21 protein-coding genes are annotated in these 24365 nt (G+C 72.1%); 5 read left to right on the top strand and 16 right to left on the bottom strand.

From position 1 onward, the window contains the following. Positions 1–114 precede the first annotated feature (114 nt). Together AB0878_RS39545 and AB0878_RS39550 are read right to left on the bottom strand one after the other, a co-directional pair. A complete protein-coding gene (locus AB0878_RS39545) occupies positions 115–1593 on the bottom strand; it encodes an aldehyde dehydrogenase family protein (RefSeq protein ID WP_366586305.1) in 1479 nt (492 codons plus the stop codon). A gap of 135 nt (positions 1594–1728) precedes the next feature. Beyond that, positions 1729–2703 carry an AraC family transcriptional regulator gene (locus AB0878_RS39550; RefSeq protein WP_366586307.1) on the bottom strand — a complete coding sequence of 325 codons (975 nt, stop codon included), beginning with the start codon at positions 2701–2703 and terminating at the stop codon, positions 1729–1731. 99 nt (positions 2704–2802) lie between these two features. Here AB0878_RS39550 and AB0878_RS39555 point away from each other — a divergent pair, with 99 nt between their 5' ends. Beyond that, complete coding sequence (locus AB0878_RS39555; RefSeq protein WP_366586310.1) at positions 2803–4437, top strand: AMP-binding protein; 1635 nt, start codon at positions 2803–2805, stop codon at positions 4435–4437. A 4-nt stretch (positions 4438–4441) separates the two neighbouring features. Here AB0878_RS39555 and AB0878_RS39560 read toward each other — a convergent pair whose 3' ends face one another. The 10 genes from AB0878_RS39560 to AB0878_RS39605 all read right to left on the bottom strand — a co-directional run bounded on the left by AB0878_RS39560 (position 4442) and on the right by AB0878_RS39605 (position 17072). Then, a complete protein-coding gene (locus AB0878_RS39560; RefSeq protein WP_366586312.1) occupies positions 4442–4894 on the bottom strand; it encodes an ATP-binding protein in 453 nt (150 codons plus the stop codon). A gap of 2 nt (positions 4895–4896) precedes the next feature. Then, positions 4897–5271 (bottom strand): STAS domain-containing protein, encoded by a 375-nt coding sequence (locus AB0878_RS39565; RefSeq protein WP_366586314.1) that lies wholly within the window; start codon positions 5269–5271, stop codon positions 4897–4899. A 47-nt stretch (positions 5272–5318) separates the two neighbouring features. Then, the gene (locus AB0878_RS39570; RefSeq protein ID WP_285968600.1) at positions 5319–5756 is read right to left on the bottom strand and encodes a response regulator; all 438 of its coding nucleotides are present in this window, start codon (positions 5754–5756) and stop codon (positions 5319–5321) included. Then, on the bottom strand, positions 5753–7348 hold the full coding sequence (locus AB0878_RS39575) for an ATP-binding protein (RefSeq protein WP_366586317.1): 1596 nt from the start codon (positions 7346–7348) through the stop codon (positions 5753–5755). The genes AB0878_RS39570 and AB0878_RS39575 overlap by 4 nt, the downstream gene beginning before the upstream one ends. Then, positions 7345–8565, bottom strand: coding sequence for a SpoIIE family protein phosphatase (locus AB0878_RS39580; RefSeq protein WP_366586319.1), 1221 nt, complete (start codon positions 8563–8565; stop codon positions 7345–7347). The genes AB0878_RS39575 and AB0878_RS39580 overlap by 4 nt, the downstream gene beginning before the upstream one ends. Before the next feature lie 197 nt (positions 8566–8762). Then, a complete protein-coding gene (locus tag AB0878_RS39585) occupies positions 8763–10325 on the bottom strand; it encodes an FMN-binding glutamate synthase family protein (protein ID WP_366586322.1) in 1563 nt (520 codons plus the stop codon). A gap of 185 nt (positions 10326–10510) precedes the next feature. After that, the gene (gene metH / locus AB0878_RS39590; RefSeq protein WP_366586325.1) at positions 10511–14110 is read right to left on the bottom strand and encodes a methionine synthase; all 3600 of its coding nucleotides are present in this window, start codon (positions 14108–14110) and stop codon (positions 10511–10513) included. 158 nt (positions 14111–14268) lie between these two features. Next, complete coding sequence (locus AB0878_RS39595; RefSeq protein ID WP_366586327.1) at positions 14269–14853, bottom strand: hypothetical protein; 585 nt, start codon at positions 14851–14853, stop codon at positions 14269–14271. Between the two features lie 14 nt (positions 14854–14867). Further along, positions 14868–15431: a sigma factor-like helix-turn-helix DNA-binding protein gene (locus AB0878_RS39600; protein WP_366586329.1), complete on the bottom strand. Its 564-nt coding sequence runs from the start codon at positions 15429–15431 to the stop codon at positions 14868–14870. Between the two features lie 117 nt (positions 15432–15548). Continuing rightward, positions 15549–17072 (bottom strand): carboxylesterase family protein, encoded by a 1524-nt coding sequence (locus AB0878_RS39605; protein ID WP_366586331.1) that lies wholly within the window; start codon positions 17070–17072, stop codon positions 15549–15551. A 178-nt stretch (positions 17073–17250) separates the two neighbouring features. On the opposite strand from AB0878_RS39605, the gene AB0878_RS39610 reads away from it, so the two are divergent. Then, complete coding sequence (locus tag AB0878_RS39610) at positions 17251–17748, top strand: MarR family transcriptional regulator (protein ID WP_366586334.1); 498 nt, start codon at positions 17251–17253, stop codon at positions 17746–17748. Positions 17749–17763: 15 nt separating this feature from the next. After that, positions 17764–18204, top strand: a complete 441-nt coding sequence (locus AB0878_RS39615) for a hypothetical protein (protein WP_366586337.1) — start codon at positions 17764–17766, stop codon at positions 18202–18204. A gap of 3 nt (positions 18205–18207) precedes the next feature. Here the strand turns inward: AB0878_RS39615 and AB0878_RS39620 are convergent, their stop codons facing one another. Next, the gene (locus AB0878_RS39620; protein WP_366586508.1) at positions 18208–18687 is read right to left on the bottom strand and encodes a DinB family protein; all 480 of its coding nucleotides are present in this window, start codon (positions 18685–18687) and stop codon (positions 18208–18210) included. 148 nt (positions 18688–18835) lie between these two features. Between AB0878_RS39620 and AB0878_RS39625 the strand changes: the two genes are divergently transcribed. Beyond that, the gene (locus tag AB0878_RS39625; RefSeq protein WP_366586340.1) at positions 18836–19789 is read left to right on the top strand and encodes a YafY family protein; all 954 of its coding nucleotides are present in this window, start codon (positions 18836–18838) and stop codon (positions 19787–19789) included. Between the two features lie 27 nt (positions 19790–19816). Beyond that, entirely contained in the window at positions 19817–20221 is a 405-nt protein-coding gene (locus tag AB0878_RS39630) for a VOC family protein (protein WP_366586343.1), read from the top strand. Positions 20222–20227: 6 nt separating this feature from the next. On the opposite strand, the gene AB0878_RS39635 is transcribed toward AB0878_RS39630, so the two are convergent. From AB0878_RS39635 to AB0878_RS39645, 3 genes are read right to left on the bottom strand one after another with little or no spacing between them, the layout of a single operon-like run. Then, positions 20228–21418, bottom strand: a complete 1191-nt coding sequence (locus AB0878_RS39635) for an amidohydrolase family protein (RefSeq protein WP_366586345.1) — start codon at positions 21416–21418, stop codon at positions 20228–20230. Beyond that, positions 21415–23544 (bottom strand): acetate--CoA ligase family protein, encoded by a 2130-nt coding sequence (locus tag AB0878_RS39640; RefSeq protein ID WP_366586348.1) that lies wholly within the window; start codon positions 23542–23544, stop codon positions 21415–21417. Before AB0878_RS39640 ends, AB0878_RS39635 begins: the two co-directional genes overlap by 4 nt. Beyond that, the gene (locus tag AB0878_RS39645; RefSeq protein ID WP_366586350.1) at positions 23541–24362 is read right to left on the bottom strand and encodes an enoyl-CoA hydratase-related protein; all 822 of its coding nucleotides are present in this window, start codon (positions 24360–24362) and stop codon (positions 23541–23543) included. Before AB0878_RS39645 ends, AB0878_RS39640 begins: the two co-directional genes overlap by 4 nt. Positions 24363–24365: the final 3 nt, after the last annotated feature.

Here is a 24365-nt window from a genome sequence, read left to right on the forward strand (position 1 = left end):
AGTAGATCTACGCGTCCGTGACCTGCGGCGTTGAACCCGGCGTGATCACTGTCGTACGGTGACCATGCGGTGATTGAACGCACCGAACGCCGCATCGGGTGCGGTGGACGGGAGTCAGCCGAAGAGCGGCGGCGGCAGTTCCTCCGCCAGCACGATCGACTTCAGCTGCGTGTACATGTCCAGCGTTTCCTTGCAGTACTCCCGGCCGAGGCCGCTGCCCTTGTAGCCGCCGAAGGGCGAGCCGTCGACGAGGTTGAAATACTGGTTGACCCACACCGAGCCGGCGTGGAGGCGGTCGGCCGTGCGCATCGCGTTCTTCAGGTTGGTCGTGTAGACGCCGGCGGCGAGGCCGTACTCGACGTCGTTGGCCTGGTCGATGAGCGCGTCGTAGTCCTTCCAGCGGATGACCGACAGCACCGGGCCGAAGATCTCCTCCTGCGCGATGCGGCTGGAGTTCTCCGTCTCGAACACGGTCGGCTCGATGAACCAGCCGTGCTCGCTGCCGGACACCGTCGCGCGGCCGCCGCCGGTGACGAGCGACGAGTCGGAGCGGCCGGAGTCGATGTAGTCCAGCACGCGCCGGCCCTGTTTCTCCGACACGAGACAGCCCAGCCGCGTGGCCGGGTCGAGCGGGGAGCCGAGGCGGACGCCCTGGAAGCTCGCGGAGAGCTTGCCCAGGAAGTCGTCGTACAGGTCGTCGTGCACGAACAGGCGGGTGCCGGCGAGGCAGGACTGGCCGTTGCAGTAGGTGGCGGCGAACGTCGCGTTGTCGATCACGCGGTCGAGGTCCTCGATGTCGGGGAACACGATGTTCGGGCTCTTGCCGCCCAGCTCCAGCGACACCGGCACGAGCCGCTCGGCGCCGGCGTGGGCGACGAGCCGGCCGACCTCCGCGGAGCCGGTGAAAGCGAGCTTGTCCACGTCCGGGTGCGCCGTGAGCGCCGCGCCGGCCTCGTCGCCGAAGCCCGGCACGACGTTCACCACGCCGGGCGGGAAGAGCTCGGCGAGCTTCGTGCACAGTTCCAAAGTGGACAGTGAAGCGTTCTCGTCCGGCTTGAGCACCACCGTGTTGCCCGCCGCGAGCGCCGGGGCGAGCTTGAACGCCGTCATGATCGCGGGCACGTTCCACGGGATGATCTGCCCGACGACGCCGATCGGCTCGCGCTTCGCGATGGCCCAGCCGCCGGCGACGGGGTGGTTCCAGCCGTCGTGCGTGACGGCGGCCGAGGCGAAGAACCGGTACTGCCCCACAGCGATCCGGTGGTCCAGCGGCGTTTCGAAGATCGTGCGGCCGATGTCCATCGTGTCGATGGCGGCCAGGCGCTCGGCGTTGGCCTCGATCCAGTCGGCGAGGCGGTGCAGCAGCAGCGACCGCTCCTCGGGCCGTGTGGCGGCCCACTTCGGGAACGCGGCGCGGGCGGCGGCCACGGCGGCGTCGACGTCGGCCGCGCCGCCTCGGGTGATCGTCGCGAGCTGTGCGCCGGTCGCGGCGTCCACCGCCGGGAACGTCTCGGTGGAGATCGAGCGGAACTCACCGTTGATCAACGGTTCGTAGTGGGAAGCGAGCGCCGGTTCGAGCTGGTCGACGGTCACGGGGGTCCTCCTCCGGCAGTGACGTGGCTTACATCTCCTGCGGAGTATTCGGGAACGCGACGGGCAGTCAACGCGCCGTGCGTTCTCCGGCCCCCGCCGTGCGCGAACCGGCTTTTCCCGGACAGCGCGGCGCGGTTATCCGTTGCCGCGCAAGGTGTCCGACGGCCCACAGCCGTAGAGGCGCCGGTGCTCGGCACTGAACCGCCCCGCGTTGCCGAAGCCCCATCGCGCCGCGACGGACGCCACCGTCGTCTCCTCCGGCGACCGCTCGCGCAGCTCGGCGTGCGCCCGGCGCAGCCGCGTCTCCCGCAGGTACGCCACGGGCGACGGCCGGCCCGCGCGGCTGAACGCGGCCTGCAACCCGCGCACGCTCAGCCGCGCGGCGGCCGCGATCTCGAGCAACCCGATGTCCTCGCCGGCATTCAGCTCGATGAACGCCTCGGCCCGCCGCACGGCCGCCGGCGCCACCGGGCCGACCGGCTCGGCCTGCGGTTCGCCGAACGTGCTCGGGTACGCCTCCAGCAGCGCGGTCGCCGCGAGCCGGAACAGCTGCGCGGCGAGCAGCGGGCTGTTCGCCATCCCGTCGTCCGACCGCGTTTCCTCCAGCAGCAGCCGGGTCACGGTGTCCCAGCGGCGCGCGGCGGCGGCCGACGCGGGCGCGCCGAGCGCGAACCGGACCGGCCGCGGTTCGTCCCACCCGCGCAGCTCGGCCGCGATCCGTTCGAGCCCGTCGCGGTCCAGCACGGTGTTGAGCACCTCGGCGCTGTCGTACCACCGCAGCTGGTACGAGCCGTACGCGTCCATCACGAGCGCGCCCGGCCCGGCGCCGACCAGCCCCTCCGCGGTCGAGCGGACGGCGAAGCGGCCTTTGAGCGGACGCGTGACGAGCACGAAGTCGTCGAAGGGCACCGGGTCCACGCGCACCTCGGGCCCGCCGTACACGAGGTCGAACAGCCGCACCTTGGCGAACCCGCGCGAGCTCTGCCGGCAGACGAACCCGCGTGCGCCGCCGACGAGGTCGAGCCGGTGCGGGCAGTAGACGTCGCTGAGCCGCGACCGAGCCTCGTCCGGATCGCGCGTGTCGACCTCGGGTTTCACGACCGCACCCATGGCCCGGCCCCCTTCGGCCGCTCTAGCGTCTTCCTGACGATCGTAAATTGTATTACAGTGGCGTTCTCTTGACGGCCGCCACGGGAAATGAGGTCAGCCGTGCAGCTCACGCCCAGTGCCCACTCGGATACGTTCTGCCGGGACAACTTGCCTCCCTTCGACCAGTGGCCGCACCTGCTCTTCGAGCTTCCCGAACTGCACTACCCCGATCGGCTCAACGCCGCAACCCGCCTGCTCGACGGAGCGGTCGCGCAGTGGGGCCCCGACCGGCCCGCGGTGCTCTCGCCGACGAGCAGCTGGACCTACGGCGAACTCCTCGCGCGCGCCAACCAGATCGCGGGCACCCTGGTGAGCCTCGGCGTGGTGCCGGGCAACCGCGTGCTGCTGCGCGGACCGAACACACCGTGGCTCGCCGCATGCTGGCTCGGCGTGCTCAAGGCCGGCGCGGTCGCCGTGACCACGATGCCGATGCTGCGCACGCACGAGCTGACCAAGATCGTCGACGCGTCCTCCCCTGCGCTCGCGCTGGCCGACCACCGCTACACCGAGGACCTGCTGCCGTTCGCCCTGCCGCTGCTCGCCTTCGGCGGCGACTCCCCCGACGACCTGGCGGCCCGCTGCGCGACGCGGCCCCCGACGTTCGCCGACGTCGAGACGGCCGCCGACGACGTCGCGATCCTGGCCTTCACCTCCGGCACCACCGGGCGGCCCAAGGCCACCATGCACTTCCACCGCGACCTCATCGCCATCGCGGACACGTTCTCGCGCCACCTCGTGAAGCCCGAGCCGACCGACCTGTTCACGGGCACGCCGCCGCTCGCGTTCACGTTCGGCCTCGGCGGGCTGCTCGTTTTCCCGCTGCACGCGGGCGCGGCCACGCTGCTGGTCGAACGCGCGACCCCGGCGGAGCTGGCCGGCCTCGCGACGGCCCACGGCGTCACGGTGCTGTTCACCGCGCCCACGGCCTACCGCGCGATCCTCGCCTCCGACCGAAGAGCCTCGCTGTCGGCGCTGCGCCGCGCGGTCTCGGCGGGCGAGGCGCTGCCGGAGAGCGTGGCCGTCGACTTCCACGAGGCCACCGGCCGCTGGCTCATCGACGGCATCGGCAGCACGGAGATGCTGCACGTGTTCATCTCCGCCGCCGACGAGGAAACCCGCCCGGGCTCCACCGGCCGGGTCGTGCCGGGGTTCCGCGCGCGCATCGTGGACGGCGAGGGCCGCCCGGTGCCCGACGGCACGCCCGGCCGGCTCGCCGTGCAGGGCCCCACGGGCTGCCGCTACCTCGCCGACGACCGCCAGACCGTGTTCGTGGAGGACGGCTGGAACCTCACCGGCGACACGTATGTGCGCGACGCCGACGGCTACTTCCACTACCGCGCCCGCAGCGACGACATGATCGTGTCGTCGGGGTACAACATCGCGGGCCCCGAGGTCGAGGAAGTCCTCATGGCCCACCCCGACGTGCTGGAGTGCGCCGTGGTCGCCGCGCCGGACGAGGCGCGCGGGTCGATCGTGGCGGCGTACGTGGTGTTGCGCGAAGGCGCGGACAGCGGCGCCGCGATGGTCAAGCAGCTGCAGGACTTCGCGAAATCCGTTGCGGCGCCGTACAAGTACCCGCGCCGGGTGGAGTTCGTGAGCGAACTGCCGCGCAACCCCAGCGGCAAGGTGCAACGGTTCCTCCTGCGCCGGCGGGCGGCCGGGCAGCCCGCCGAACCGCAGCCGGTCAACCCCTGAGCCGTCAGGCCGACCGAGCCGGGGCGAGGTTCCACGCGAGGGTGACCACGGTGCCGTCGACACCGGGCGTGATGTCGGCGTGGTCGGCGCTCGCGCGCAGCAGCAGAAGCCCGCGGCCGCGCAGCGACACGGGATTCGGGTCGTCGACCGGCGCGCGCCAGTGCCCGTGGTCGGTGATCACGACCTCGACCCGGTCCGCCCGCACCACGGCTTCGAGGTCGAGCAGCCCCCGCCCGTCGCCGCCGTACGCGTGGTCGGCGACGTTGGCCAGCGCTTCGTAACTGGCGAGCACGATGTCCTGCGCCCGTTCCTCGGGCACGCCCGCCGCACGCACCCACGCCGTGAGCCGGTGGCGCAGCGCGCGCAGCGCACCCGGCTCGGCCATGACGTCGCGGCAGCTGAGCGGGGTCTGACCCGGCCGCGTGTCCACGGGCGGGCTGTCTTCGGGCAGGGCCACGCTCACGCCTCCGTTCCCGAAGCGAGCGCCTCGTCGACGGTGGTGAACAGGCCGATCCACGTGTCGAGCCCGGTGCTGGTGAGCGGCCGCGTCGTGACGTGCGACGTCGAGACCACGCGCAGCCCCCGCTCCTCCAGCCGCTGGTGCGCCGCGGCCAGCACCTGCAGGCCGGCCGAGCTGAGGAAGGTGACCTGGCGCAGGTCGACCACGAGCGCCTCGGGACGCTCGTCGACCACCCCGGTCACGATCTCGTCGAGCTCGGGCGCGGTGACGAGGTCGATCTCGCCCGCGACGGTCACCACGGCGGCCCGCCCGTGCCACCGCACCGTGACCAGCAGGTCGCCGGATTCGGGCACATCCCGGGGAGAAGACGTCACGAGATCCCATCGTGCAGGATCGCCGCCGAGCGCGCCACTGCCGGTGCTCAGCGCGGCAGCTTCACGACGGTGACGAAGAAATCGTCGATCTGGCGCACGACCTCCACGAACCGGTCGAAGTCCACGGGCTTGGTCACGTACGCGTTGGCGTGCAGGTCGTAGCTGCGCAGGATGTCCTCCTCCGCCTCCGATGTCGTCAGCACCACGACCGGGATGCTGCGCAGCTCCGGCGTCGCCTTCACCTCGGCGAGCACCTCGCGCCCGTCTTTCCGGGGCAGGTTGAGGTCCAGCAGGATCAGGCCCGGGCGCGGCGCGTCGGCGTACTGGTCCTCGCGGCGCAGGAACTGCAGCGCCTCGACCCCGTCGGCCACCACGTAGAGCGCGTTGCGGATCTTGTGGTGCTCGAACGCCTCCTGCGTCATCAGCACGTCGCCGGGGTCGTCCTCGACGAGCAGGATGTCGATGGGGGCCATGGTTTCGGTCATGCGTCCTCGTTCCCGGTCCGGGTCTCGATCAGGGGCTCGGTGTGCCCGGTGTCCGCCGCGGGCTGGGGCGCGGCTTCGAGCACGGGCAGGGTGAAGCGGAAGCGGCTGCCTTCGGTCACGTCGGTGTCGAGCCAGATGCGCCCGCCGTGGAACTCCACGATCTTGCGGCACATCGCGAGCCCGATCCCGGTCCCACCGTAGGCCGACTTGCTGTGCAGCCGCTGGAAGATCACGAAGATCCGCTCGGCGTACTGCGCCTCGATGCCGATCCCGTTGTCCGACACGGAGAACAGCCACTCCTCGCCCTCGCGTTCCGCGCTCACGCGGACGACGGGCGGGGCTTCGCCGTGGAACTTCAGCGCGTTGTTGACCAGGTTCTGCAGCACAGCGGTGAGCAACGGCCCCTCGCCCCGCACCTCGGGCAGCTCGCCGCGCTCGATCCGCGCGCCGGTCTCCTCGATCACGGGCTCGAGGTTGCCGAGCGCGTCGTCGAGCAGCTTCCCGGTGTCCACCACGGTCATCTCCCCCGCGCGGCGGCCCACGCGGGAGAAGGACAGCAGGTCGTTGATGAGGTTCTGCATGCGCTTCGCGCCGTCGACGGCGAAGGCGATGTACTGCTCGCCGCGTTCGTCGAGCTGGCCCTTGTAGCGGCGTTCGAGCAGCTGGCAGAAGCTCGCCACCTTGCGCAGCGGCTCCTGCAGGTCGTGCGAGGCGACGTAGGCGAACTGCTCGAGGTCCGAATTGGACCGTTCGAGCTCCTGCGTGCGGGTGTCGAGCAGCTCGTGCGCGTGCTCCAGCTCGCTGACCTCGCCGACGATCCGCAGGCGCATCGCGTCGACGTCGGCGCCGAGCTCCACGAGCTCCCGCGGGCCGCTGCCGCGCACGGGCCGGTGGATGTCGTCGGCGTCGGACACCGCGCGGACCTCGGCGGCCAGCCGCATGATCGGCACCGTGATCACCCGGCGCAGCCAGATCCACAGCAGCACGAACAGGATCACCACGAGCCCGGCGATCACGAGCAGCAGCACGGTGAGCTGCGTGGCGGCACCGTTGAGGTCGGCCCGGCCGACGTCGCGCGCGGCGGACACGTGCGCGGAGAGCGTGTCGAGGGTGGCCCGGACCCGGTCGAACAACGCCTTGCCGGTGTCGGCCGCGCCGACACCGGGCGGCGGCGCGCCGGGAGCCGTCGGTGTGGTGACCGCCGCCTGCCACGCGCGAGCGGCACGCAGCACGGATTCGAGGTCGTCGCCGACCTGGGTACCGGGCAGGGCGCCGAGGCGGCGCAGCTCGCTCACGGCGGCGTCCTGCTGCGAGCGGCCGGCCAGGTAGGGGTCGAGGAACGAGCGCTGGCCGGTGAGCAGGAACCCGCGGACGCCGGTCTCCTGGTTGAGCAGTGCCTGCGAAAGCGCGTTGGCCTGCAGCAGCTGCGGGCCGCTCTGGTCGAGCAGGCGGCTGCGCGCGTCGTTGAGGTTGCCCACCGCGAGGACTCCGCCCGCGACGGCCGCCAGCAGGAGCACCGCCTCGACGACCCCGACCACCGAGACCCACCGGCGGATCGGCCAGTGCGGTTGCGCCCGCCCGGAGCCGCTCATCGCTGCTCCTCGGCCAGGTGCGTGAGCATGGTGAGGGCGACGTCGTCGTCGAGCGGTCCGGCGTTGAGCTCCTCGACGCGGGTGATGAGCCGGTCGAGCACCACGCCGTGATCGGTGTCCGGGCCGGCCTCGCGCAGGAGCGCGACGAGCAGGCGCGCCATCTCCTCGTGGCCGAGGCGCTCCGCGCCACCGCCGACGCGGCCTTCGAAGATGCCGTCGGTGTAGAGCACGAGCGACCAGCCGGGCTCGAGGGCGACGTCCAGCGGGTCCCAGCGCGCGTCCGGGACGACGCCGAGCGGCACGCCCAGCTTGTCGCCGGGCAGCAGGCGGCCGGTGCCGTCGCGGCTGATCAGCAGCGGGGGCGGGTGGCCGGCGAGGCTCATCCGCGCCGACCGGCGGTCGGGGGCGACGACGACCGTGCACAGCGTCGCGAACAGCGGGCGGATCCGCTCGTGCACGAGGACGCGCTCGACCGTCGCGAGCACGTCGGCCATCGGCATGCCGGCGAGCACCAGGGCGCGCCACGCGATGCGCAGCGCGACGCCGAGGGCGGCCTCGTCCGGGCCGTGGCCGCAGACGTCGCCGATCACCAGGTGCACCGTGCCGTCGGTGAGCTCCACGGCGTCGTAGAAGTCGCCGCCCAGCAGGGAGCCGTTGCGGCCCGGGCGGTACTTCGACGCCAGCTCCAGGTGCGGGTCGGCGAGCAGCGGGGTGGGCAGCAGGCCGCGTTCCAGGCGCGAGTTCTCGCTGGCCAGCAGCTGTTGCTGCAGCAGCTGCTGCTCCACCTGCTCGGTGCGCTTGCGTTCCCACGCGTAGCGCAGCGCCTTGCCCAGCAGCGGGCCGTCGACCTGGTTCTTGCCGAGGTAGTCCTGGGCGCCCGCCGCGACGGCGGCGACCCCGGTGGTCTCGTCGTTCTGCCCGGTCAGCACCACCACGGCGGTGCCGGGCGCGTGCTGGCGCAGCCGCGTGAGCCCGGTGAGGCCCATGGCGTCGGGGAGCTGGAGGTCGAGCAGGATGCAGTCGGCCACGACCGGGCCCTTGAGCGCCTCGGCGAGCGTGCGCGCCCGGGCGAGGGTGGCCGGCACCGACGCGTCGGCCAGCATCTCCTCGACGATCAGGGCGTCGCCGTCGTCGTCTTCGATCAGGAGCACACGCAACCGCGAACCCGGCGCGGCCGGATCGGCTCTGGGGACGACCGGCGAGGCGTCCCGCTCCACTGTGTCAGACAGAACACTCAGCCTTTCGGGAAACGCGCCGACTCCGACCCCGCCCCGCCCACGGGGTCACGGCGACACGAAGGAGAGCCCTGGCGCGGACGAATCCACACCGGGGCTCGAAGGCTGTCTTTTCAACCTCCGCCCACCCTAGCCCGGCGGCATCGTGCGGCCTATGCCGGACATGCCGGAGTGTCCCGCTACACGGTGAACCGGTCGGGGTCCGCGGCCTTCCAGTCGACGGCCCACTCCTCGGGCGGCTCGGCGAGCAGCTGCCCCGGCTCCAGCCACTCGTACAGCTCGGCGTAGGAGCGCACCACGTGCGGGTCGAGGCGGCGGCGCAGCTGGTGCGGCGCGAGGTCGGCCGGGTCGGACACGCCCATCGCGGCCATGATCTGCAGCGCCCCGGCGACGGTCGAGTGCTGGTAGCGCTGCACCCGCTGCGACTTGTCCCCGACGTCGAGCGCGCGCCCGCGCCGCGGGTCCTGCGTGGCGACGCCGACCGGGCACTTGTTGGTGTGGCAGCGCTGCGACTGGATGCACCCGACGGCGAACATCATCGCCCGCGCGGCGTTGGTGTAGTCGGCGCCTTGGATCAACCGCTTCACGAGGTCGGCGCCCGTGGCGACCTTTCCGCTGGCGCCCAAGCGGATGCGGTCGCGCAGGCCGGCACCGACGAGTGCGTTGTGGACGGTGATGAGGCCTTCGGTCAGCGGCGTGCCGAGGTGGTCGGCGAACTCCAGCGGCGCGGCGCCGGTGCCACCTTCGGAACCGTCGACGACGATGAAGTCGGGCGTGACGTTCTCGTCCGCCATCGCCTTGCACAGCGCCAGCACCTGCCGCCGCGAGCCCACGCACAGCTTGAAACCGGTGGGCTTGCCGCCCGAGAGCTCACGCATGCGCGCGACGAAGTGCACCAGCTCGCGCGGCGTGGAGAAAACGCGGTGGTACGGCGGGGAAATCACGGTCTGCCCGATCGGCACCTCACGCACCCGGGCGATCTCGGCGTTGACCTTCGACCCCGGCAGCACGCCGCCGATCCCGGGCTTCGCACCCTGGGAAAGCTTGAGCGACACGCACTTCACGTTGTCGTGCTGCGCTTTGTCGGCGAACACGGCCGGGTCGAAGTCGCCGTCGGAGGTGCGGCAGCCGAAGTAGCCGGTGCCGACCTCCCAGATCAGGTCTCCCCCGCCGCGCAGGTGGTACTCCGACAGGCCGCCCTCGCCCGTGTCGTGCGCGAACCCGCCGAGCGCGGCGCCCTTGCTGAGCGCGAGGATCGCGTTGGCGGAAAGGCTGCCGAAACTCATCGCCGACACGTTCAGCAACGCCATGTCGTACGGCTTCGTGCAGTCCGGCCCGCCGATCCGCACGCGCGGCGGCGTCTCCACCTGCTTGACCGGCGCCATGGAGGGCACGAGGAACTCGTAGCCGTCGGCGTACACGTCGCGCTCGGTGCCGAACGGTTCCTCCGCGACGGTGCCCTTCGCCCGCTGGTAGACGATGTTGCGCACGTCGCGGTCGTACGGGCGCCCGTCGAAGTTGCGCTCGATGAAGTACTGCTGCAGCTCCGGACGGATCGCCTCCAGCAGGAACCGCGCGTGGCCGAGCACGGGGTAGTTGCGCAGCACCGAATGCTTGCGCTGCACCAAGTCGTACACCCCGACCACCGCCGGCACCAGCAGCGGCCCGGCGAGGAACCACCACCACGCGTTGCCGGCCGCCGACACCACCGCGCCCGCCGCGACCACCACGAGGAGCGCCACCGCCCCGAACCTCACCGCACTCAATCCACGCACGGGGAAAAGGTAACCGCAGCACCGCCTTTGCGCAGGTCCGGGCTGCCTTTCCGGGCGCTGCGCCAGGTTGTTTCGTCCCGTTCGCGCCCGTTCGGACTACCGGAACCGGACACGGCCGACGCGGGGCACCCCGCGCCGGCCGTGGTTCCGGGTCAGTACGCGAGGTTCGGCCGCAGCCACCGCTCGACCTCGTCGAGGTCCAGGCCGCGCCGGCGCGCGTAGTCCTCGACCTGGTCGCGGCCGAGGCGCCCGACGGTGAAGTAGCGGGACTCGGGGTGCGCGAAGATCAGGCCGCTGACGGCGGCGGCCGGGGTCATCGCGTAGGACTCGGTGAGGCCGATGCCGAGCTCGCGGGCGCCGAGCAGGTCGAAGAGGTCCTTCTTCTCGCTGTGGTCGGGGCTCGCGGGGTAGCCCAGGGCCGGGCGGATGCCGCGGAAGCGTTCGGCGTGCAGGTCTTCCAGCTTCGGCTGCGCGTCGGGCTCGAACCAGCGGCGGCGGGCCTCCAGGTGGATGTACTCGGCGAACGCCTCGGCCAGGCGATCGGCCAGGGCCTTGACCATGATGGCGCGGTAATCGTCGTGCTCGGCTTCGTAGTGGTGGGCCAGCTCCTCGGCGCCGTGGATGGCCACGGCGAAGCCGCCGAGGTGGTCGCCGGAAGGCGCGAGGTAGTCGGCCAGGCAGCGGTTGGCGCGGCCTTCGGGCTTCTTCGTCTGCTGGCGCAGCATGGGGAAACCGCGGCCGGCGTACTCGCCGTCCAGCAGGATGTCGTCGCCCTCGGCGTGGGCGGGCCAGTAGCCGTACGCGCCGCGGGCGGTGAAAGAGCCGTTGGCGATGATCTCGTCGAGCAGCGCGGTCGCGTCGTCGAAGAGCTCGCGCGCGACGGGCTGCTCCAGGATCGCCGGGTACTTGCCCTTGAGCTCCCAGGCCAGGAACAGGAACTGCCAGTCGACCATCTCGCGCAGCTCGGCGATCGTCGGCTCGACCACGCGCACGCCGGTGAACTCCGGCACGGGCACGTCGTCGAACGACACCTCCTCGCGGTTCGCGCGGGCCTGCTCGACGGTGAGCAACGGCGTCGCGTGGCGGTTCTCGTGCTGCTCGCGCAGGCGCTGCTGCTCGGCGCGGTTGGCGGCGTCGAGCACGTCGGAACGGTCGGTGTCGAGCAGGTCGGACACCACGCCCACCACGCGCGACGCGTCGAGCACGTGCACGGTGGTGTGGTCGTAGACCGGCGCGATCTTCACCGCCGTGTGCTGCTTCGAGGTGGTGGCGCCGCCGATGAGCAGCGGCAGCTTCAGCCCGCGGCGCTGCATCTCCGTGGCCACGCTGACCATCTCGTCGAGCGAGGGCGTGATCAGCCCGGAAAGCCCGATCACGTCGGCGCTCTCGGCCACCGCCGTGTCCAGGATCTGCGCGGCCGGGACCATCACGCCGAGGTCGATCACCTCGTAGTTGTTGCAGCCCAGCACCACGCCGACGATGTTCTTGCCGATGTCGTGCACGTCGCCCTTCACCGTGGCGAGCACGACCTTACCCTGGCCGCGGGAGGTGTCGATGCGGCCTTCGAGGCGCATCTTCTCCTTCTCCGCCTCCATGTACGGCTCGAGGTAGGCCACGGACCGCTTCATCACGCGGGCGCTCTTCACGACCTGCGGCAGGAACATCTTGCCGGAGCCGAACAGGTCGCCGACGATCTTCATGCCGTCCATCAGCGGGCCCTCGATCACCTCGAGCGGCCGGTCGAACTGCTGACGCGCCTCTTCGGTGTCGGCCTCGATGAAGTCGACGATGCCGTGCACGAGCGCGTGCGAGAGCCGTTCGGTGACCGGGCCTTCGCGCCACGACAGGTCCACGACACGCTTGGTGCCGCTGCCCTTCACCGTGTCGGCGAACTCGACGAGCCGGTCGGTCGCGTCCTCGCGCCGGTCGAAGAGCACGTCCTCGACGAGCTCCAGCAGGTCCTTCGGGATGTCCTCGTAGACGGCGAGCTGGCCTGCGTTGACGATGCCCATGTCGAGCCCCGCGCGCACGGCGTGGAACAGGAACGCCGAGTGCATCGCCTCACGCACCACGTCGTTGCCGCGGAAGGAGAACGACAGGTTCGAGATGCCGCCGGACGTGTGCGCGCCGGGGCAGCGTTCCTTGATCTGCGGCAGGGCCTCGATGAAGGCCTTGGCGTAGCCGTTGTGCTCACTGATGCCGGTGGCGACGGCCAGCACGTTGGGGTCGAAGATGATGTCCTCGCCCGCGAATCCGGCCTGCTGCGTGAGCAGGTCGTAGGCGCGGGCGCAGATGTCCACCTTGCGCTGCGCGGTGTCGGCCTGGCCCTTCTCGTCGAAGGCCATCACCACGACCCCGGCGCCGTAGTCGCGGATGCGGCGGGCCTGCTCCAGGAACGGGCCCTCGCCCTCCTTGAGGCTGATGGAGTTGACCACGCCCTTGCCCTGCACGCACCGCAGGCCGGCTTCGAGCACGCTCCAGCGCGAGCTGTCGATCATCACCGGGATGCGCGCGACCTCGGGCTCGGTGGCGATGAGGTTGAGGAACGTGGTCATCGCCTGCTCGGACTCGAGCAGGTCGGCGTCCATGTTCACGTCGAGCAGGTTGGCGCCGCCGCGCACCTGCTCCAGCGCGACGTCGACCGCGGCCTGGTGGTTGTCGCCCTCGATGAGGCGGCGGAACTTCGCGGACCCGGTGACGTTGGTGCGCTCGCCGATCATCACGAAACCGGTGTCCTCGCCGATCGTGAACGGCTCCAGCCCGCTGAAGCGCGAGCGGTGCGCCGGCTCGGGCACCTCGCGCGGTGCCAGGCCCTGCACGGCTTCGGCGATCTTCGCGATGTGCGCGGGCGTGGTGCCGCAGCAGCCGCCGACGATGTTGACCATGCCCTCGCCCGCGAACTCGCCGAGCATGCCGCCGGTCTCGTCGGGCGTCTGGTCGTAGCCGCCGAACGCGTTGGGCAGGCCGGCGTTGGGGTGGCACGCGGTGTAGGTGCCCGCGATCTTCGCCAGCTCTTCGACGTGCGGGCGCATCTCGGCGGCACCGAGCGAACAGTTCACGCCGACGACCAGCGGTTCCGCGTGGGCGATGGAGCTCCAGAACGCCTCGACGGTCTGGCCCGAGAGCGTGCGGCCCGACAGGTCCACGATCGTCACGGAGATCCACAGCGGCAGGTGCGGCGCGACCTCGCGCGCGGCCGTGATGGCGGCCTTGGCGTTGAGGGTGTCGAAGATCGTCTCGATGAGCAGCAGGTCGACGCCGCCGTCGGCGAGCGCCTGGATCTGCTCGGCGTAGGAGGCCTTGACCTCCTCGAACGTCACCGCGCGGAACGCCGGGTCCTCGACGCGCGGCGAGAGGGACAGCGTGACGTTGAGCGGGCCGATCGAGCCGGCCACGAAGCGGCCGCCGAACTCGTCGGCCGCCTGGCGCGCCAGGGCGGCCGCGCGCAGGTTCATCTCGCGGACGTGGTCCTGGAGGCCGTAGTCGGCCTGGCCGATGCTGGTGGCCGTGAAGGTGTTGGTGGTCGTGATGTCCGCGCCCGCGGCCAGGTACTGGCGGTGGACGTCGAGGATTACGTCGGGCCGGGTGAGGTTCAGCAGGTCCGGGTCGCCGGTGACGTCCTTGGGGTGTCCCTCGAGCCACTCGTCGCGGTAGTCCTCGGGCGTCAGACCGGCGCCCTGCAGCATCGTGCCCCATGCGCCGTCCAGCACGGCAATGCGCTGGTCGAGCAAGTCTCGCAGCTGCTGGGTCATGCCACCTCCGTCGTAGTCACGGAGGCGCCCTTCGGTTCACGGTGGAGCCGGCCGAGCGTGGCGGACTCACGTGGTCCGTTGCAGCGCCTCTCGACCTCGGTACTCGAGACTACCGGATCCCCTTGTTACAGGCAGCCACCGTTCACACTCCGGGACGGTCATTCCCCCGGCGGCGCACCCCGCCACTTCCACTCCGCCCGCCGTGACCTGCCCGGCAAGGCGATGCGGCCCGCGCACCACCGGAGACCGTCCCACGGATCGGACGCCGGCGCCTCGCCGGGGAACAGCCGCGCGACGACGTTCGCGCAGACCTCACGCGGCGGGTCGAGCCGGGTGCCCAGGCCGGTCGCCAGGTCCTCGCCGTGCAGCAGCAGCTCGGCGCAGCCCATGGCGGCGAAGCCGGCGGGATCGGCGTTCCCGGTCGGGTGGTAGGCGCGGGCGTCCTCCTTGCTCGCGCTCACGGCCGCTTGGAGCAGGCGGCCGCCGGTGAGGGCGAACTCCAGGAGTTCTTGTGGCGTGGCCCCTTTGTCGGCCTTGGCGAGGAACCGCACGTAGTGGTCCTGCGGCAGGCTGACCACCTGGGCCGCGTAGGACATCAGGACGTCCCCAACGTGCTCCGCGGTCTGGCGGCAGTCCCAGTCGAGCTCACCGGCTCTGGCGGTCCAGTCCCGGGTGACGGTGGGCCGGAGGGTGCTCTCGACGCTTTCCAGCGCCCGGCCGAGCTCGGCGGCGGTGACGGTCATGGGGCCATGGTGCCTCAGCCGGCGTTGAGCGCCTTGCGCAACCGGCCGAGCGCCCGGTGCTGCTGCACCCGGACCGCGCCGGCGGTGAGGCCCAGCGCCTCGGCGGTCTCTTCGGCGGACAGCCCGATGATGACGCGAAGGACGAGGATCTCACGCTGCCGGTCGGGCAGGACCCGCATGGGGTCGAGCGCCTCCTGCCGGGTTTCGCGCCCGACGTGGTCGACTTCTCCCCGCGCGAGGGCACACACCAAACCGAGCAACGAGCGCTCGGCACCGATCTGCGACGGCAACGCCCGCAGCACCGCCGCGCAGACTTCGTTCGCGGCACTGTCGGCGGTCGCGAAGGTGCCGTCCTGCCGCCCGATCCGCGCCCGGCAATACCGCACCGCGACGTGTCGTGCGGCCGACAGAACTTGTCGAACCGCCTCCCGGTCCCCCTTCGCCGCCGCCGCGACGATGTCCGCGCTCCCCGCGCGGAGGATGTTCGCCGACGTGGGGCCGGCCGGCTGCCGCAGTGCATCGCCGAACTCGCCGCCGGTGGCCCCGAGCCGGTCCGGCACGGGCGTCTGCTCCGTCATCCTGCTGTCGCTCCCCCTCCCCTGCGCAAGCCGTTCGACAGTAGGAGCGCGGCAGGGGGCCGAACGTGCAACGACACCGAAAACACCCGCGCGTCGCAGAGCAGATGCGTCAGGGAGTCACGGGGTGTTCGCGTGCCAGAACGGGCAGTGGTGGTCGGTGGCGAAGGCGGGATCGGGGTGGAGGCCGTCGGCGGCGAGGGTGACGACCGAGCCGGCCGGCCACGTCGGCAGGGGGCTGCCGTGGACGAAGGCCGCCCAGGCGTCGACCATCTGGTCGGACAGGGACTTCTGCGCGGGGGTGAGGGCGGCGGGGTGGCCGTCGAGGTCGAAGAGGTACGGGAGTTCGAACGTGTGGGCCGCGCCGAGGGGGAAGGGGGCCGGGACGCCGGTGGCGGCCGGGGACGTGGCGTCGGTGAAGTCGTAGCGCCAGACCGACGGCAGGGAGTGCGACAGCTGGTCGGCGACGCAGGCGAAGGACGAGTCCGTGACGGCCGCCGCGTAGGCGCGGGAGGCGTTGCCGCCGAAGGAGGACGGTGGGTATTCGGCCGCGACGGCCGTCGCGTCGGGGAAGTAGCGGGCCAGGGCGGCGGGGTAGCCGGCCGGCGTGATGGGCGGGGCGCCGGCCGCGAGCTGCTGGGCGAGGAAGTAGGTGAACTCGTCGTGGGTGGTGCCCATGAGCACCGGGACGGGAGCGGCGGAGCCGTGCTGGACGGCCGTGACCGGGTCGGCCGGCAGGACCGTGCCACCGGTGGCCGGGCCGGGGATCCCGATGCCGGCCAGCGAGTAGTAGACGGGGGCGGTGGCCAGCTTCGCCACCGGAAGCGCACGCAGGCAGGCGGCGGCCGTCGCGCGGTCGGCGCAACCGCGGGCCGTCGAATAGTCCACACTGGACTTTTCCGCCGCGGCAAGGCCGGCCTGGGCCTGGCACGGAGCACTTTGGACGATCGCCGCGCGGAAGAGACCGCGGGAACCCGGGGCCACGAGGTGGTCGCACACCGACATGCCACCCGCGGACTCGCCGGCGATGGTCACGGCGTCGGGGTCGCCGCCGAAGGCCGCGATGTTGTCGTGGACCCAGTGCAGGGCCTGTTGCTGGTCGAGGAAACCGTAGTTGCCCGGCTGCGCGCCCAGGGCCGGGTCGGCGAGGAAACCCAGCGCTCCCAGGCGGTAGTTGATCGTCACGACGACCACCCCGCCGCGCACGGCCAGCCGGGTGGCGTCGTAGCGGTCGCCGCCGCCGTCGAGGAAGGCGCCGCCGTGGATCCAGACGAGCACCGGGCGTTTCACCGTGGAAACCGGCGGCGTCCAGACGTTGAGGTACAGGCAGTCTTCACTCGTGCCGGCCGTGGTGCCCTGAGGACAACGCGGGCCGGGGGCCGTGGCGTCGCGCTCGGCGGTCCACGACGCGGGCGGGGCCGGCGGCTGCCAGCGGCGCTCGCCGACCGGCGGCGCCGCGTACGGAATCCCTTGGAACACGCGGTGATCCGGTGTCACCGTGCCGCGGACCGGGCCCGACGCCGTGCGCACGACCTCGCCCAGCCGCCCGATCGCCGCGTCCGAAGCCGCGCACGCCGTCGCGGCCACCGCGAGCACGAGCAGCACCACCGCCAGCCCGCGCCGCCGCGCCCCTGCCTCCGCCACCGCGCGGACGATACCGGCCACCAAGATTTTTTCACGGCCCGGGATCCCCGCGGCAGAGCCGCGAACCGTGTCGGTGCTGGTCCGGGAGTCGGCCACCTGGCCAAAGTAGCTCACCACTAAACAACTTCGACGGATCGCTGACGTACCTCACGGCTAAGCCACCCATTAGGCTGACGGCATGGCCGACCACGTGGATTCCGTGCTCGCGCAGTGGGCTGCGCAGCGCCCGGACCTCGACGTGTCCCCGATGGCCGTGATCGGCCGGCTGAAGCGGGTGTCGCGCCTGATCGACACCGAGCTGGCCCGCACGTTCGCCAAGCACGGCCTCGACGCGGCGTCGTTCGACGTGCTCGCCACGCTGCGCCGCAGCGACCCGCCCCACCGCCTCACTCCGACCGAGCTGATGCGCACGGCCATGGTCACCTCCGGCGCCGTGACGCAACGGCTCGACCGCCTCGAGGACCGCGGCCTGATCGCCCGCAGCCGCAGCGAAACCGACGGCCGCGGCATCGTCGTCGCCCTCACCGTCGAAGGCCGGGCGCTGATCGACCGCGCGCTGCCCGACCACCTCGACACGGAGCACCGGGTGCTCGACGCCCTCGACCCGCACGCGCAGGCCGCCCTCGCCGACGCCCTGCGCGTGCTCCTGGAATCCTTCGGTGACCGCACCGGCTGACCCTGGAGGCACCGCGTGAGCATCGACGACCTGGCCCCGTTCCTCGGCGAGTGGACAGTCGGCGTCCTGTTCCCGCACGCACCCGCCGACCAGCCCCCGCCCGTCGCCCGGTGCGTCTTCGAGCCGATCCTGGACGGCCGCTACCTCACGCAGCGCACCGAAGTCCCGGTGCCCGAGGCCCCGGACAGCTTCTCCGTCATCGCCGCCCACGACGACGGCACGTTCACCCAGCACTACCACGACGCCCGCGGCGTGAGCCGCCTCTACGCGATGACCTTCCGCGACGGCGTCTGGACACTGCTGCGCGAAACCGCCGACTTCTCACCCCTGAACTTCCGCCAGCGCTTCACCGGCACCTTCAGCGCAGACCGCACCCGCATCGACGGCGCGTGGGAAATGGCGATGCCGGGCGAAGACTGGAAGCACGACTTCGAAATGCGCTACCGGCGCGCCTGAGGTTCAGCCCATGCTCTTCGCGCCGTCCAGGGACTCGCGGATGATGTCGGCGTGGCCGGAGTGCTGGGCGGTCTCGGCGATGATGTGCATGAACACCCGCCGCGCCGACCAGCTCGCGTTCGCCTCGAACCAGGGGGCCTTCGGCAGCGGCTGGGTCGCGCCCAGGTCGGGCAGCGTGGCGACGAGCTCGTCGGTCTTGGCGGCTACATCGGCGTAGGCGGCCAGCACGCCGGCCAGCGTCTCGCCCGGCAGCAGGGTGAAGTCGTTGGCGCGCTCGGCGAAGTCGGCTTCGGTCATCTCCGAGAAGTCCGGCATGGCCGACGGGCCCTGCACGATGAACTCCGCCCAGCCGCGTTCCACCGAGGCCACGTGCTTGATGAGGCCGCCGAGGGTGAGCTCGCTGGCCGTGGTCCGCCGGCGGGCCTGGTCGTCGGTGAGGTCGCGCGTGGTGAACCGCAGGAAGTGGCGGTGCTTGCCCAGCATCGCCAGCAGGTCGGCGCGCTCGCCCGTGGTCACGGCGGTCGTCAGGGTCTCGTTCACGGCTTCGTCCTCTCATCGGTGTCTGTGGCCAAACCTAAGGTAAAACCCATTCCGGCCACTTTGTGACCTCAATAGGAGAGAATCTGGATTCATGGCCAACACGAGCTCGCGAACCCTGCGGTTGCTGTCGTTGCTGCAGACGCACCGGTACTGGCCCGGCCACGAGCTGGCCGGTCGCCTGGAGGTGTCGATCCGCACGCTGCGCCGTGACGTCGACCGGCTGCGTGAGCTGGGGTATCCCGTCGAGGCGCAGCGCGGCGTCGACGGCGGCTACCAGCTCGCGCCGGGCGCGACGCTGCCGCCGCTGGTCGTCGACGACGAGGAGGCCGTGGCGCTCGCGGTGGGCCTGCAGGCGGCCGCGCAGGGTTCGGTCGAGGGCATCGCGGAGTCGTCGCTGCGCGTGCTGGCGAAGGTGGTGCAGGTGATGCCGGCCCGCCTGCGCCGGCGCGTCGACGCGTTGCGCGCGATGACCGTGCCGCTCGGCTGGAACGGCACGCCCGGCCCCAGCGTCGACCCCGGTGTGCTCACGGCCATCGCCCTGGCGTGCCGCGACAACGAACGGCTGCGGTTCGCCTACACCGCTGCGGGTGGCCGGCAGACCGACCGGCACGTCGAGCCGCTTCGCCTCGTCCCGGTGGGCCGCCGCTGGTACCTCGTCGCCTACGACCTCACCCGCCACGACTGGCGCAGCTTCCGGGTCGACCGCCTCAGCGACCCCCGCGGCACCGGCGCCCCGTTCCGCCCGCGCGAGCTGCCCGCGGCCGACGCCGCCGAGTTCGTCCGCGCCGGCCTCGACAACGTCGCGCGGCCGTACCGGGTGGAGGTCGTCGTGGCCGCGCCGGCCACCACCGTGCGCGAACGCATCGGCCAGTGGACCACGGTCGAGGAGCTGGACGGTGGGCAATGCCGGGTCCTGATGACCGCCGACTCCCTGGACTGGCCCATGCTCGCCCTCGGCGTCACCGGCGCCGACTTCCGCGTGGTGACACCACCGGAACTGCAGGAACGCGTACACGAATGGGGCGCGCGCTTCAGCCGGGCGTAGGTATCGTGAGTCCTTCGGGAGGCTGCCATGGGCACAGTCAGCGTCCGCTACTTCGTGGACGACGTCGACGCCGCGATCGGGTTCTACCGCGACCACCTCGGGTTCACCGAGGTGATGCACCCCGCTCCGGCCTTCGCGATGCTCGACCGCGGTGAGCTGCGGCTGCTGCTCAGCGCGCCGGGAGGCGGGCCCGGCGGCGGCCAGGCCCTGCCGGACGGGCGGGTGCCCGAGCCGGGCGGCTGGAACCGGTTCGCGCTGCAGGTCGAGGACCTCGACGCCGAGGTCGCACGGCTGCGCGCGGCCGGGGTGGCGTTCCGCGGCCCGGTCGTCGACGGGGTCGGCGGACGGCAGGTGCTGATCGAGGATCCGTCCGCCAACCCGGTCGAGCTCTTCCAGCCCACCCGCGCCGAAGCGCGCCTCCACGCGGGCTGAGCCGGGTCAGCGCACCTTCGCCGGCTCCGTCGGCGTCGGCGCCCAGCCCCACGCGTGCGGCGCCTCCCCCGGCTCCACCACCTCGCCGCCGCGCACGGTCAGCACGGGCACGAACGCGCGGTCCAGCCGCAGCGAAGCGCCCACCGAGTCGGAGACCGACCAGTCGCCGGAGACGAGGTCGAGCACCGACAGGTCGGCCGGGCGCCCGACCTCGAGACGGCCCGCGCGGTCGGCGATGCCGGCGGCCGCGGCCGGGCCCGCCGTGGCCAGGGCGAGCACCTCGGGCACGCTGAAGCCCAGCGCGAGGTAGCGGCTGAGCACCTCGGTGAGGCTGAAGACGATCTCGCCGTGGCCGGTGAGCGTCATGTCCGTGCTCACCGCGTGCAGCGGAATCCCCTGGTCGAGCACCCGGCGGGCGACGTCGAACGACAGGTTCTTGCAGCCGTGCGCCGAGTCGAACAGCACCCCACGCGAAGCGGCGGCCAGCGCTTCGGGCAGCACGACGCCCTCGGCGTCCAGCACCCCGCCGGGGTTGGCGGTGTAGACGTGCGTGACGATGTCGCCGGCGTCGAGCAGGTCGAGCGTCTCCGGGCCGACGCGCGGGCCGGCAAGGCCGCCGATGTCGCCCACGTGCACCATCAGCGGCACCCCCGCCTCCCGCGCCACCGCGCGGGCGGTCCGGAGCATGTCCAGGCCCGGCCCCTGCAACGCGGGCGACACCATGCGCACCTTGATCCCCCGCACCAGGCCGGGGTTCTCGGCCAGCACGCGGCGCACGCCGTCGGGGTCGAGGTCCGCGGCGGTGGTCACGTCGGGTTTCACCGCGAGCCCGCGTCGTCCGATGTGGACGAACGGCACCACTCGCGTGCGGCACGACGGCAGCAGCGCCTTGAACTCCGCGAAGTTCTCCGCGCCGGAGCTGCCCGCGTCGATGACCGTCGTGACACCCGAGAGCACGCCGGCGACGTCCGGGTCCACGCTGAGCGCCGAGCCGGGCGCGAACACGTGCGTGTGCAGGTCGACGAGCCCCGCCGTGACGAGGCTCCCGGTCACGTCCACCACGCGCGCGGCGCCGGAGCGATCGAGGTCGGGCCCGATCGCCGTGATGACCGAGCCGGTCACGGCCACGTCGAGCCGTCCGGAAAGCCCGGCCCCGGCGTCGACCACTTCACCACCGGCCAGCAGCAGATCCGTCACTGTCCCGCCTCGCTCACGACCAGCAGCCCGTCGAGCGCCACCGCGCGGTCGGCGGTCACCGACACCGGGTTCAGCTCCAGCACGAAACCCGGCCACGGCAGGGTTTCGACGAACCGGGAGAACCGCACGAGGAACGCCACCGCCCGCGCGCCCGCGTCCTGCAGGGAAAGCCCTTTCGACTTCCCCGTGGTCCGCAGCCGCCGCAGCAACGCCAGCGCCGCGGCTTCGTCCAACGGCGCCAGGGCGAAGCTGACGTCGTCGATCAGCTCAGTCGCCACTCCCCCGGCGCCGCACGACACGACCGGCCCGAACACCGGGTCTCGGAATCCCGACACGAGCAGCTCCGTGCCGCCGACGGCGGACTGCTGCACGAGCACACCCAGCAGATCCGCGCCCAACGCCTCCGTGCGCGCCGCAAGCTCGCGGTACGTCTGTTCCGCCGTGGCCCGATCGCCGACACTCAGGCGCACCAGGCCGACCGCCGCACGATGCGTGATCTGCGGAGAGAGCGCTTTCAGTACCACGGGGAAGCCGAGTTTCTCCGCCAGCGCCCCGGCTTCCTCGGCCGAGTGGGCGGTTTCACCGCGCAGCACGTCGAAGCCCGCCTCCGCCAGCAGCCGGTGCACCTCGTGCTCCGCCACCACGTCGCCACTCGACACGGCGGGCAGCGTCGCGTCGACGACCGGCGTCACCAGCCCCGGCGCGGCGGCCAGGATCGTCCGCGAAACCTCGTCGTCCGTCCGAATCGGACCCGTGAGCAGGCCCAGCGTCTCGACCGCCACGCGCTGGTCGTCGAACACGTGCAGCCCCGCGTCCGTGTACAGCTTCACGGCCTCGGCCGTCGCGCCGCGCGAGTAGACGGCGACCGCCAGCTCGCCCTTGCGGTGCAGGTCGATCACCGGCCCGGCGATGTCCTCGGGGTACACGATCTCGCCCACACTGAACTGCGTCAGCAGCACATCGGCTTCCCCGGAAGCGGCCACCGCGGCCAACGTGGACGACAGCTGCGAGCGCCACTTCTCCTGCACGTACGCCTCGGGCGTGAGGTCGACCGGGTTCTTCGTCGACGCGATCTCCGGCATCGTCGGCGCCAAGGCGGCCCGCGTTTCCGCCGACAGCGCGGGAACTTCCAGCCCGGCCAACGCGCACTGGTCGGACGCCAGCACCCCGGCACCCCCGCCATGGCCCATGATCACGACCCGGCGGCCCCGCAGCGGCGGCAGCCCCGCGCGGCCGTGGAGGTACCCGGCGGTCTCGAGCAGCTGCTCCACGGAATGCACCTGCACGGCACCTTCCGCCTCCAGCAACGCGTCCCACACCCGCGTCTCGCCGGCCAACGCTCCGGTGTGCGCGGCGATGGCCGCCGCGCTCGCGGCCGAGTGGCCCACCTTCAGCACCAGCACCGGCTTGCCGAGCTCGCGCGCCCGGCGCAGCATCTTCGCGAACCGCCGGCCGTCGCGCACGCCTTCCAGGTACGCCAGCACGATCTCGGTGCCCGGGTCCTCGACCACGGTCTCGAGCAGGTCGACGACCCCGAGGTCGACTTCGTTGCCCGTGCTGATCATGTACCGGAAACCGATGCCGGACTCCTGCGACCACGCGTGCGCGTTGGCCGCGAGCCCGCCGCTCTGGCTGACCATGGCGATGCCGCTGGTCAGCAGCTTGTCGGCGCCACGCAGCCAGGTCGCGAACGTGCCCGTGAACCCGATCGCCGTGTTGACCACGCCGAGGCAGTTGGGCCCGATCAGCCGCACACCGGTCTCCCGGACCGTGGCGGCCAGCTCGGCCTGCAGCCGCTCGCCCTCGGGACCGTTCTCGCTGAACCCGCCGGCCCACGCGATCGCACCGGGGATCCCGGCCTCGTGCAGCTCGCGCACGACCCCGGACACGTTGGCGGCGCCGAGGCCGATGATCGCCACGTCGACGCCGGACGGCAGCTCGCCGATCGAGCGGACGGCCGGGTAGCCGGCGACGGTCTCCGCGGCGGGGTGCACCGGGTACACGTCGCCGGCGAAGCCGAACTTCCGCATGAGGGCCGCCGCCGTGCCACCGCGGTTGCCCTGCCGGTCGCTCGCCCCGACCACCGCGACCGAACGCGGGGCCAGGATGCGTTGCAGCGGCGTCACTTGTTCTGCCAGACGGGGGCGCGGCGCTCGACGAACGCGCGGCTGCCTTCCTTCGAGTCGTCGGTGGCGGCGACGTCGCGGTCGAGCTGGCGGGTGTACTCGTCGAGCGCCGGGTTGAGCGACGAGATCCGGTACACGCGGGTGGCGGCCTGCACGGCGTGCGGCGAACCCGCCACCACCATGGCCGCGAGCTCCTCGGCTTTCGCCATGATCTCGCTCTGCGGGGCGACCTTGTTGACGATGCCCTGGCTGTAGCAGTCCTGCGCGGTCAGCCGGCCGTTGCACAGCGTCAGGAACGCCGCGGTGGCGCGGGGCAGCGCGAGGAACTTCGCCTGCGGCGAGCCGAGGCGCCCGACGTTGGTGTGCTGGTCGCCGAGCCACGCGTCGTCGGCCATCACGCGCAGCTGGCACTGCATCACGAGCGTCAGACCGACGCCGACGGCGAACCCGTTGATCGCGGCGATGAGCGGCTTGTCGAGGTTCGCGTCGTACGGCATCCCGCCGCCGCCCCAGTAGTACGCGGGGTTCGCCGGGTCCTCGTGCGGCGTCTGCTCGCCGCGCGCCTGGTACTCGGCGAGGAACTTGATGTCGCGCCCGGCGCAGAACGCCTTGCCCTCGCCGGTCAGGATGCCGACCCGCACCTCGGGGTCGCGCTGCATGTCGAGCCACACGCGGCGCAGCTCGCGATAGGTGTAGGTGTGCAGCGCGTTGCGCACCTCGGGCCGGTTGATCGTGATGTACGCGACGTGGCCCTTCTTCTCGTACTTCACGAACTCCAGGTCGTTCGGCATGGTCGACGGGTCGTAGGTGCCGGGCATCGG

The organism is Amycolatopsis sp. NPDC047767, from assembly GCF_040704195.1.
Taxonomy (GTDB): Bacteria; Actinomycetota; Actinomycetes; order Mycobacteriales; family Pseudonocardiaceae; genus Amycolatopsis.

Excerpts from the sequence above, each read along its gene's own strand:
- AB0878_RS39570 (WP_285968600.1), bottom strand. The coding sequence starts at position 5,756 with ATGACCGAAACCATGGCCCCCATCGACATCCTGCTCGTCGAGGACGAC.
- AB0878_RS39575 (WP_366586317.1), bottom strand. The coding sequence starts at position 7,348 with ATGAGCGGCTCCGGGCGGGCGCAACCGCACTGGCCGATCCGCCGGTGG.
- metH (WP_366586325.1), bottom strand. The coding sequence starts at position 14,110 with ATGACCCAGCAGCTGCGAGACTTGCTCGACCAGCGCATTGCCGTGCTG.
- AB0878_RS39630 (WP_366586343.1), top strand. The coding sequence starts at position 19,817 with ATGGGCACAGTCAGCGTCCGCTACTTCGTGGACGACGTCGACGCCGCG.
- AB0878_RS39620 (WP_366586508.1), bottom strand. The coding sequence starts at position 18,687 with ATGCTGGGCAAGCACCGCCACTTCCTGCGGTTCACCACGCGCGACCTC.
- AB0878_RS39600 (WP_366586329.1), bottom strand. The coding sequence starts at position 15,431 with ATGACGGAGCAGACGCCCGTGCCGGACCGGCTCGGGGCCACCGGCGGC.
- AB0878_RS39610 (WP_366586334.1), top strand. The coding sequence starts at position 17,251 with ATGGCCGACCACGTGGATTCCGTGCTCGCGCAGTGGGCTGCGCAGCGC.
- AB0878_RS39645 (WP_366586350.1), bottom strand. The coding sequence starts at position 24,362 with ATGCCCGGCACCTACGACCCGTCGACCATGCCGAACGACCTGGAGTTC.
- AB0878_RS39550 (WP_366586307.1), bottom strand. The coding sequence starts at position 2,703 with ATGGGTGCGGTCGTGAAACCCGAGGTCGACACGCGCGATCCGGACGAG.
- AB0878_RS39625 (WP_366586340.1), top strand. The coding sequence starts at position 18,836 with ATGGCCAACACGAGCTCGCGAACCCTGCGGTTGCTGTCGTTGCTGCAG.
- AB0878_RS39595 (WP_366586327.1), bottom strand. The coding sequence starts at position 14,853 with ATGACCGTCACCGCCGCCGAGCTCGGCCGGGCGCTGGAAAGCGTCGAG.